This window comes from Psychrobacter sp. UBA3480 (assembly GCF_002377945.1).
In the GTDB taxonomy this organism is placed as follows: Bacteria; Pseudomonadota; Gammaproteobacteria; order Pseudomonadales; family Moraxellaceae; genus Psychrobacter.
Window position 1 is genome coordinate 182,621 of the sequence record NZ_DFQV01000015.1, and the last position, 11,118, is coordinate 193,738.

Sequence of the window (11,118 nt, forward strand, 5' to 3'; positions counted from 1 at the left end):
ATCGCACGCAATGCTTCATTAACGGTAGCAAAAATCATGCTCTCGCCTTTGGCATTGATAGACGAGCGACTGATGTAATATAGACCTAGCACAACATCCTGAGATGGTACGATGATCGGATCACCGTTCGCAGGTGACAAGATGTTGTTGGTAGACATCATCAAGGCACGTGATTCAAGCTGTGCTTCTAGCGTCAATGGCACGTGAACGGCCATTTGGTCACCATCGAAATCGGCGTTGAATGCAGTACAAACAAGCGGATGCAACTGGATGGCTTTACCTTCGATCAATACTGGCTCAAATGCCTGTAGACCCAAACGGTGAAGTGTTGGCGCACGGTTAAGAAGTACTGGATGCTCACGGATAACCATGGCCAGCATATCCCATACTTGTGGCTCTTCACGCTCTACCATCTTTTTGGCAGCTTTAATCGTAGTCGCTAAACCATGAGACAATAGTTTGTTATAAGTAAATGGCTTGAATAATTCTAGTGCCATTTTCTTAGGTAGACCACACTGATGTAGACGTAGTGTTGGACCTACAACGATAACCGAACGACCAGAGTAATCGACACGCTTACCAAGTAAGTTCTGACGGAAACGACCTTGCTTACCTTTTATCATATCTGCCAAAGATTTCAATGGACGCTTGTTACTACCAGTGATGGCACGACCGCGACGACCGTTATCAAGCAACGCATCTACTGACTCTTGCAACATACGTTTTTCGTTACGCACGATGATGTCAGGTGCGCTTAGCTCAAGCAGACGCTTAAGACGGTTGTTACGGTTGATCACACGGCGATATAGATCGTTTAGATCTGACGTCGCAAAACGGCCGCCTTCTAGCGGTACTAGAGGACGCAAATCTGGTGGTAGTACTGGCAAGATGTTCATTACCATCCACTCAGGCTTGTTATTAGAATCACGGAATGCTTCTAATAATTTGAGACGCTTAGACATCTTCTTAAGCTTAGTTTCAGAACCAGTTTGTGGAATCGCTTCACGTAGCTCATCAATTTCAAGATCGATATCGATGTCTTTTAATAGGTCTTGAACTGCTTCAGCACCCATCTTGGCTGTGAATTCGTCACCAAACTCTTCAAGCGCTTTGTAATAATCTTCGTCATCAAGCAACTGGTATTTTTCTAAGCTAGTTAGACCAGGCTCAGTAACGATATAGCTTTCAAAATATAGAACACGCTCGATATCACGTAGCGTCATGTCTAGCAATAGACCGATGCGGCTTGGTAATGATTTTAGGAACCAAATATGCGCAACTGGACTGGCTAGGTCGATATGGCCCATGCGATCACGACGAACTTTAGCAGTGGTAACTTCGACACCACATTTTTCACAGATAACGCCTTGGAACTTACGGCGCTTATATTTACCACATAAACATTCGAAGTCTTTTACTGGGCCAAAGATTTTGGCACAAAAAAGACCATCACGCTCAGGCTTAAACGTGCGATAGTTGATGGTTTCAGGCTTTTTCACTTCGCCGTGCGACCATGACTTGATGACGTCAGGTGAGGCTAAAGTAATTTGAATGCTATCAAACTCTTGGTTACCGTTGCCGGTAGGGCTTTGCATGATATCGAGTAAATCTTTCAAGTTGCTTCTCCGTTATCTTTATAATCATCTGACAGCGTACCATTGACGCAGATAAGATGAATGAAGGCAATGAATAGGGTTGAGACAAATCACTAAAAGCAGCAGCAATAAAGCAGACTGCCTTTAGTGGACAACTAAGTTAAACAACGGGCTAGTTGCTTTGTTTTAACTCAATATTAATACCCAGTGATTTGATTTCTTTGGTCAGTACGTTAAACGACTCAGGCATGCCTGGATCCATATACTGCTCACCATCAACGATGTTTTTGTACATACGAGTACGGCCTTCAACGTCATCCGACTTCACCGTTAGCATTTCTTGCAACGTGTAAGTCGCGCCGTATGCTTCTAGTGCCCATACTTCCATCTCACCGAAGCGCTGACCACCAAACTGAGCTTTACCACCCAATGGCTGCTGCGTCACTAGAGAATAAGAACCTGTTGAACGCGCATGCATTTTGTCATCAACCAAATGGTTAAGCTTGAGCATGTACATGTAACCGACAGTTACTTTACGGTCAAACTTCTGACCTGTACGACCATCATATAACGTCTGCTGACCATCGCGATCCATACCAGCAAGCTCGAGCAAGTCTTTAACTTGGCTTTCTCTTGCGCCGTCAAATACTGCTGTGCCCATCGGTACACCGCCACGTAAGTTGTCTGCTAGCGCCATGATGTCATCATCACTCAAGCTATCAAGATCAACTTGCTCACCGCCTACTTGGTTATAGATTTTGTCCAAGAAGTCACGTAGCTCTTTGATCGCTGCTTGCGATTTGAGCATACCGTCAATCTTCTCGCCCAATCCTTTCGCTGCCATACCCAAATGCGTCTCTAGAACCTGACCGATGTTCATACGAGATGGTACACCAAGTGGATTCAATACGATGTCAACGGTATTACCATTTTCATCATAAGGCATGTCTTCAACTGGCATGATGCGCGATACAACACCTTTGTTACCATGACGACCAGCCATCTTATCACCAGGCTGAATACGACGCTTAACCGCTAGATATACTTTAACGATTTTTTGTACGCCATGTTGCAGGTCATCACCAGCAGTCAATTTGCGTTTTTTCTCAGCAAACTTCACATCGATGTCCTTTTGCTTATCAACCAAATAATCAGCGATTTGCGTTAGACGCTCAGAGATTTCTTCTTCTACTGGCTGAATATCAAGCAAGGTCTCAAGGCTCATATCTTTCATATCAGCCAATGCCATAACCGTACCAGCTTTTAGACCAGCACCGCCGCTGACTTTTTGGCCATCTAATAGATTACCAATACGGCCACGTGCTGCTTCTTCAAAGATACGTAGCTCTTCTTTCAAATCTTTGCGATAGCTATCAAGCTGCGATTTTTCAATCGCTCTTGCGCGTGCGTCTTTTTCAACGCCATCACGGGTGAAGACCTGTACATCAATAACCGTACCTTTACTTGAAGTTGGTACGCGTAGTGAAGTGTCTTTCACATCAGCCGCTTTTTCGCCAAAGATAGCCCGTAGTAGTTTCTCTTCTGGCGTTAGTTGCGTCTCACCTTTTGGTGTGACTTTACCAACTAGAATATCACCAGCGTCAACTTCAGCACCGATATAGACGATACCTGCTTCATCAAGACTTGATAATGCTGCTTCACCAACGTTTGGAATATCAGCCGTGATCTCTTCTGTACCTAGCTTGGTATCACGAGCCACACAAGTCAATTCTTGGATATGAATAGTAGTGAAACGATCTTCTTTAACTACTTTTTCAGATAACAAGATTGAATCTTCGAAGTTGTAACCATTCCACGGCATAAATGCGATGCGGATGTTCTGACCTAGTGCTAGCTCACCAAGATCCGTTGATGGACCATCAGCCAAGATATCACCCAAAGCAATCTCGTCACCTTGGTTAACGATGATACGTTGGTTGATACAAGTGTTCTGGTTAGAGCGCGTGTATTTGATCAAGTTATAGATATCGATACCCGCTTCACCAGCAGTCATCTCGTCTTCGTTTACACGAACAACGATACGTGATGCATCAACATCTTCAATCACACCGCCACGCTTAGCGATAACACAAACACCAGAGTCACGAGCAACGTGACGCTCCATACCAGTACCTACTAACGGCTTATCAGCACGTAGCGTAGGAACAGCCTGACGCTGCATGTTCGAGCCCATCAAGGCACGGTTAGCATCATCATGCTCTAGGAACGGAATCAGACCTGCTGCAACCGATACTACCTGACTTGGTGATACATCCATATGCGTCACTTTTTCTGGCGGCATACGAACAAATTCACCATAGCTACGTACACTGACCATCTCGTCAGATAACGCGCCATCTTCAGTCATCGGAGAATCAGCCTGTGCAATGACAGTACCTACTTCTTCGATTGCTGATAGATACTCAATAACGTCAGTCACTTTACCATCAACCACACGGCGATATGGCGTTTCTAAGAAGCCAAAGCTGTTGGTTTTAGCAAAAGTCGCTAGTGAGTTGATCAGACCAATGTTTGGACCTTCAGGAGTCTCAATAGGACATACACGGCCATAATGCGTATCATGTACGTCACGTACTTCAAAGCCTGCACGTTCACGAGTTAGACCACCAGGTCCTAACGCTGATACACGGCGCTTATGGGTAACTTCAGACAACGGATTGTTCTGATCCATAAACTGTGACAACTGGCTTGAACCAAAGAATTCTTTAACCGCAGCCGCTACTGGCTTAGAGTTAATCAAGTCTTGTGGTGACAAGTTGTCTGATTCTGCTGAGCTTAAACGCTCTTTTACGGCACGCTCAACACGTACTAGACCAACACGGAATTGGTTTTCTGCCATTTCGCCTACTGAGCGAATACGACGGTTACCAAGATGGTCAATATCATCGACATCGCCGCGGCCATTACGAATCTCGATAAGTTCTTTTAGCACATTAACGATATCATCGTTGGTCAATACACTGCGTTCGCGCTGAATATCAGGATCATCAGTGTTATCAAATTCTAAACCAAGACGACGGTTGAACTTCATACGACCGACATTTGATAAGTCATAACGATCTGCGTTAAAGAACATGCTCTCAAACAGTTTCTCAGCAGTTTCGACCGTTGGTGGCTCACCCGGACGCATTACTTTGTAGATTTCGATCAACGCTTCTTCACGGCTTGAGGTGCTATCAGCACGTAGCGTATCGGCAATATAACTACCTTGGTCGATATCGTTCGTGAACAGAATGCTGAACTCTTTGATGGCACCACTGGCTTCAAATGAGTTCAATTTTACCAATAACTCGTGGTCAATTGGCGTATTTGCTTTAGCGATGATTTCATCATTAACAACGATGTCTTCTGCTAAGATACGCTCGTATAAATACTCATCAGGCACAGCAATTTTCGTCATACCGGCTTCTTCAAGCTGACGGATACGGCGTGCGTTAATGCGTTTGCCCTGCTCTACGATAACGTCACCTTCAGGTGATACGATATCGAACTGAGCCATTTCGCCACGTAGACGATCGGCAACTAGATCAATTTCAAACGTCTCTTCAGCTTTATAAACAGCGACTTTATCAAAGAATAAATCTAGAATTTCAGAAGTTGTTAGACCAAGTGCGCGTAGAATGATTGACGCAAGTAGTTTACGGCGACGGTCAATACGAGCAAATACTAAATCTTTTGCATCAAATTCAAAGTCTAACCATGAACCACGGTAAGGGATAATACGTGCGTTATAAAGCACTTTACCACTTGAATGTGACTTACCTTTATCATGGTCAAAGAACACACCAGGTGAACGATGTAGCTGAGATACGATAACACGCTCAGTACCATTGATAATGAAAGTACCGTTAGCCGTCATCAAAGGCATCTCGCCCATGTAAACGCTTTGCTCACGGATATCTTTGATAGCAGCTTTGCTATCTTTGTCTTTGCTGTCTTTATCTTTGATGATCAAACGGATTTTGACACGCATAGGCGCAGCAAACGTTGAACCACGTAAGATACACTCACGCTCATCAAATTCAGGCGTGCCTAAATAGTACTCAACAAATTGTAGCTCTGCGTTACCAGAGTGACTCTCAATTGGGAAAATAGAGGAATACGCAGCTTGCAAACCAGTATTCTCACGAGCTTTCGGCTTTTTGTGCTCTTGCAAAAATTGCTCGTAAGAATCTACTTGAATAGACAGTAAATAGGGAATGTCCATTACAGTGGGCAATTCAGCAAAACTTTTGCGAATACGCTTTTTTTCAGTATAAGAATATGCCATCGAGAGTCCTTACAGTAAACGTGGAAACAAATTAAAAGCGTGGCCAGTATGCATAAATACGATGCAAACGTGGCGACGTAAACGATAATATAAAACGGGTCTTCGTGTTCAGTTCATGTCTTTTCTGTCAATTACTACTTTACTCTTCAGTGCTTACCTAGCACACTTCACTTAATCTCGTCGTTGCTTGCTAGATTCATGGTAAGTGAATCAGTCTATATGACTGTTGCAACCAAAAAATTCAATATTATATAATCTATAACACATTGCATATCAGGCTTACTTTACAAATACCTTGCTGGGGAATAATGTCTATTAAGATTGCATCCATACCACTTGCCATCTAGACTACTTATTACCGAACTATGTTCCCTACACATACAAACTGTCTATAAGACTAAATATCGACAGTCATGCCAAACCAAGTAGGCAACTTATGATCAACAGCTTTTTTAAGAATACCGCTTTTTTCAGGATTAATAATCGGGGTAACTATAACTTTTAGAATCAGTATAAACTATAGTGTTGATAGGAAAGCATGCAGACACAAAAAAATGCCAAACATCTACAGACGTTTAGCTCATATTAACTGATTTCAAAAACTGGCATGTGTGCTTGCATGTATATCGTCTGTCCTTTTGATGGGTATCCACCGTGATGTTGCATACGTATGTTGGCAGACACAAAAGGTCAAGCTACGAATTATAGTAAAAAAAAGCTGGCAATGCAAGGCATTACCAGCTTTTTTTCGTACAGTGTTAAACTTATTTTAGTTCAACAGTTGCACCAGCTTCTTCAAGTTTCTTTTTCAACTCTTCAGCTTCAGCTTTAGATGCGCCTTCTTTGATTGGAGCTGGAGCGCTTTCAACCAAATCTTTCGCTTCTTTTAGGCCAAGACCAGTAGCTTCACGTACGGCTTTAATTACGCCAACTTTCTTCTCGCCAAAGCTGGCAAGAACTACGTCAAACTCGTCTTTTTCTTCAGCAGCAGCAGCAGCAGGACCAGCAGCAGCAGGTGCAGCAGCAACAGCAGCTGTTACGCCGAATTTTTCTTCCATGTCGCTGATTAACTCAACGATATCCATTACTGACATTTCAGCGATTGCATTTAACACGTCATCTTTAGATAGTGCCATGAGAACTCTCCGTTATCTGATAAAAATTAATTGATTCTAATATCGCCTTGATTGCTTGCCTAATGTGACAATAAAATGCAACCAAAATTAGCGATGTTAAAGTTACGTTAAAACAAGCAATTAAGCAGCTTCTTTTGCGTCTTTGATTGCCGCTACAGTGCGAACGAACTTGCCAGGAACAGCGTTCATAGTCTGGACAAGCTTGGTCACTGGTGCATTCATAGTAGCCATCAAGATAGAGATTGCTTCGTCGCGAGTTGGTAGCTTCGATACGCGCTCTAGCTCTTCTGGACCATAAACTTCACCACCGACTGATACTAATTTGGTCTCTAAAGCTTTGTTATCTTTGCTGAAGTCGAAAACGACTCGAGCAGCAGATCCCAAATCTTCCATAGAGAAAGCCAAAAGTAGTGGACCAGTCATACGGTCTGACATGCTCTCAAACTTAGTGCCTTCAAAAGCGCGTTTTGCTAGTGTATTTTTTACCACTTTTAAAACAACACCTTTATCACGAGCTTGTTCGCGCAGCTTAGTAAGCTGTGCAACACCAATACCGTGATATTCGGCAGCTACTGCTGAGTAAGCATTAGCAGCAACTTCAGACACTTCAGCCACAACTTGTTGTTTTTGTTCTAGCGTTAATGCCATAAGTTGACTCCTTTAATCTTATCAATCGACTTATAATAAAAGTGCTAAAAACAATGTTTTTATGCACTCAAACTGTAAGCTAAGACTGACTTGATACGACACATTACCAGTGGATTCAATTACTAATAAAAGCATCTACTGGTAACGACTGATTACGGCACCGTTATCAGAATGACGTTGAGTAATAGTTTGAAGATTATAAATAACCCTATCGCCCTATTCGCTCGTGTCTTAAACTGTGTGGGCCACCGTCTGCGTAGGACAACTAAGATTTTCATCTGTCGTCGATTAACAAAAGTGACTTATCATCATAAACAACTATCCGAAGATCGCTAACTATGACTCTAAACTACTCTCTACCTACGGTCTTAGACAGCGTAGCAAATACTACGCTGACCTAATTCTTTAAAAACTATTTGTATTTATCACTCAAAATATTTGAAGATAAAAACTTTAATTATTTAGCAGTACGATAAGGAACAGCGTCGATCGTTAGACCTGGACCCATCGTGCTAGACAAGGTAATTTTCTTAATGAAAGTACCTTTAGAAGTAGCAGGCTTAGCACGCTTTAGATCAGAAAGAATCGCTTGCGCGTTTTGCTCGATTTGATCAGCAGTGAAACCAACTTGGCCGATAGTTGCATGGATGATACCAGCTTTATCAACACGGTACTGAGCCTGACCAGCTTTCGCATTTGTCACAGCTTCAGCAACGTTTGGCGTTACCGTACCAACTTTAGGGTTAGGCATTAGACCACGTGGACCTAGGATAGTACCTAACTGACCAACAACACGCATTGCATCTGGAGCTGCGATAACAACATCAAAGTCCATGTTACCGGCTTTGATTTGTTCTGCTAGGTCTTCAAAACCAACGATGTCTGCACCAGCTTCTTTAGCGGCTTCAGCAGCAGCGCCTTGAGCGAATACAGCAACGCGTTTGGTTTTACCAGTACCAGCAGGTAGGTTGGTTGCACCACGAACTACTTGATCAGATTTACGTGGGTCAACGCCCAAGTTTACTGCGATATCGATAGACTCTTTGAATTTTAGCGCTGGCAAATCGTTTAGGATTTGAACCGCTTCTTCAATAGTGTACTGTTTTTCGTTATCAATACGGCTTTGAATTTCTTTTTGACGTTTGGTTAGCTTAGACATTATACACCCTCCACGGTAATACCCATTGAACGTGCAGTACCAGCGATGGTACGGACAGCAGCGTCAAGATCAGCTGCAGTTAAATCTGCATTCTTAGTCTTAACGATGTCTTCTAGTTGTGCACGGTCAACTTTACCAACTTTAGCAGTGTTCGGTGTACCTGAACCTTTAGCAATACCAGCAGCCTTACGTAGTAAGTATGCAGCTGGTGGTGACTTCATGATGAAGGTAAAAGATTTGTCGCTGTATACTGTGATCTCAGTTGGGATCGGTAGACCTGGCTCTTGGCCTGAGGTCGCAGCGTTAAATTCTTTACAGAACGCCATGATGTTCACGCCTTTTTGACCCAAAGCTGGACCAATAGGTGGTGAAGGATTTGCTTTGCCTGCAGGCACTTGCAGTTTGATGTAACCATCAATCTTCTTAGCCATGATACTCTCCTAAATGGGTAATAGCGCCAAATCAACGTGGTATATGCCTAGTTGACTAACAGCTCCCCGGTTGATGAATTTTTTGCTAATTTAGTCTAGTTTTTCAACTTTACTAAATTCAAGCTCAACCTGCGTAGGTCGATTAAATACGTTTACCGTTAGATGTAGTTTAGACTTCTCGTAATCCACTTTTTCTACCAACCCTTTAAAGTCAGTAAATGGACCATCGATAACTAACAACTCTTCGCCCGGCTCAAATAGAGTCTTAGGACGTGGGTCAGTTTCAGTCTGGTTCAAACGGTTTAAAATGCGATCAGCTTCTACTTGCGTAATCGGTGCAGGCATCTCAGGCGTACCACCGATGAAGCCCATAATACGAGGACAGTCTTTTACGATGTGCCAAGTATTATCGTTCATTTCCATTTGGATCAATACATATCCAGGAAAGAACTTACGCTCACTCTTACGTTTTTTGCCGTCTTTCATTTCAACGACTTCTTCAGTAGGAACTAATACATCACCGAATGACTCAGCAAAGTCACTACGATTAATACGATCAGTTAATGAACGTTGTACTTGTTTTTCATATCCTGAAAACGCTTGGACAATATACCAACGCATATCACGCTCCTGATCATTATAAATAAGTCGTTATGAGTAAATGTCTCGCTAATAGTCACTAATACGTGCTATTAACCGATAAAGATACCAACGAACCAATTAAAAAAGTTATCCAATAACCAAATAAAGAAACCAGCAATCGCAATTACGACAATCACTTGCCATGTATATTGAAAGGTTTCGTCTTTACCTGGCCACGTCACTCGGCGAAGCTCAACGGCAGCGTCTTTTAACAATATTTTAAAAGCACGGCCTTGATGCGTTAACGCCAAACAGACTAATGCAAATACAACAAGTGCGACAATAATACCAATACGTACCCAGACATCGTTGGCAGGTTGCCAATAGCCTGGTAAATATTGATTTACTAGAGTCGCACCGATTAATACAGCTGCGGCAAGTAGCCACAAAATCAAATCTTTTATTGAGCCAGTCTTAGCCACTTCAACAGCAGTAGTACCGCTAGCTGAAACATGCTTATTTTTAGACAGCATTCCACCAGCAACCGCCTTGGCATCAGATAACTTAGTCTCGAGGTTATCTTGATCATTGCTCATAAAGAACTCGCTTCGGAGATGGTGGGGTACAACAAAGATGTGATAAGAAGATGGCAGGCGATGTAGGACTCGAACCTACAACCCTCGGTTTTGGAGACCGATGCTCTACCAATTGAGCCAATCGCCTATGGGTGTAAAGGACAGCATTATACAATATTTAGCATAGAATGCAAGCCCTTGACGGTAAAATTATTAATTTTACCTGATTTTGCACTACCGTAGTCTAAAATAACTGCTAGCGTCAAGTGCAGCGATAATATAACAAGCTATGCTGCAGATTACAATATGCTATCTAACAAATAATTGTCTCTGTCACACATACAGCTAATTCATTAATACACACTAGGCATAATTCTATTTTCGATCATGCTTCAACTTTCTCCAATAAAAAAAGGCCACCCTAGACAGGATGGCCTTTTTTATGTCTAATTCATAAGCTCTTTACTGAGACTTAAGTCTTAGTTCCATACGTTAGACCTGGATCGTGGACGCGTAGGTTGACGGGCGGCCAATGCCTAATTCTTCAAGCCGCTTAACCAGCGTTGCTTCGGAAAAACGGGGCGGCGGCTGCGTGAAATGCTGCGTCTTTTCTACAGCATGTTTGGCAGGGGCGTCGCCCGCCATCATTGGCGGCAGGACCGCGCCGTATTCGACTTCGCTGTCGTCGAGGCCCTCGTCCT

7 protein-coding genes, 1 tRNA gene and 2 pseudogenes are annotated in these 11,118 nt (G+C 42.9%); all 10 read right to left on the minus strand.

Annotated elements, in window-relative coordinates; translation table 11 throughout:
* Nucleotides 1–1,616, minus strand: a pseudogene (locus B2863_RS06085) (DNA-directed RNA polymerase subunit beta'); the annotation flags it as partial.
* Nucleotides 1,617–1,767: 151 nt separating this feature from the next.
* Nucleotides 1,768–5,886, minus strand: a complete 4,119-nt coding sequence (rpoB, locus tag B2863_RS06090) for a DNA-directed RNA polymerase subunit beta (RefSeq protein ID WP_201572590.1) — start codon at nt 5,884–5,886, stop codon at nt 1,768–1,770.
* 764 nt (nt 5,887–6,650) lie between these two features.
* The gene (rplL, locus tag B2863_RS06095) at nt 6,651–7,022 is read right to left on the minus strand and encodes a 50S ribosomal protein L7/L12 (protein ID WP_057761722.1); all 372 of its coding nucleotides are present in this window, start codon (nt 7,020–7,022) and stop codon (nt 6,651–6,653) included.
* A 120-nt stretch (nt 7,023–7,142) separates the two neighbouring features.
* Nucleotides 7,143–7,670 (minus strand): 50S ribosomal protein L10, encoded by a 528-nt coding sequence (rplJ, locus tag B2863_RS06100; protein WP_057761724.1) that lies wholly within the window; start codon nt 7,668–7,670, stop codon nt 7,143–7,145.
* Nucleotides 7,671–8,127: 457 nt separating this feature from the next.
* Nucleotides 8,128–8,829, minus strand: coding sequence for a 50S ribosomal protein L1 (gene rplA, locus B2863_RS06105; RefSeq protein ID WP_057761725.1), 702 nt, complete (start codon nt 8,827–8,829; stop codon nt 8,128–8,130).
* Entirely contained in the window at nt 8,829–9,260 is a 432-nt protein-coding gene (rplK, locus tag B2863_RS06110; protein ID WP_057761727.1) for a 50S ribosomal protein L11, read from the minus strand. The genes rplA and rplK overlap by 1 nt, the downstream gene beginning before the upstream one ends.
* Before the next feature lie 90 nt (nt 9,261–9,350).
* Nucleotides 9,351–9,881, minus strand: a complete 531-nt coding sequence (nusG, locus tag B2863_RS06115; protein ID WP_057761729.1) for a transcription termination/antitermination protein NusG — start codon at nt 9,879–9,881, stop codon at nt 9,351–9,353.
* 71 nt (nt 9,882–9,952) lie between these two features.
* A complete protein-coding gene (gene secE / locus B2863_RS06120; protein WP_057761731.1) occupies nt 9,953–10,438 on the minus strand; it encodes a preprotein translocase subunit SecE in 486 nt (161 codons plus the stop codon).
* Nucleotides 10,439–10,489: 51 nt separating this feature from the next.
* Nucleotides 10,490–10,565, minus strand: a tRNA-Trp gene (locus B2863_RS06125).
* 353 nt (nt 10,566–10,918) lie between these two features.
* Nucleotides 10,919–11,118: pseudogene (locus tag B2863_RS14695) on the minus strand (DNA topoisomerase); the annotation flags it as partial.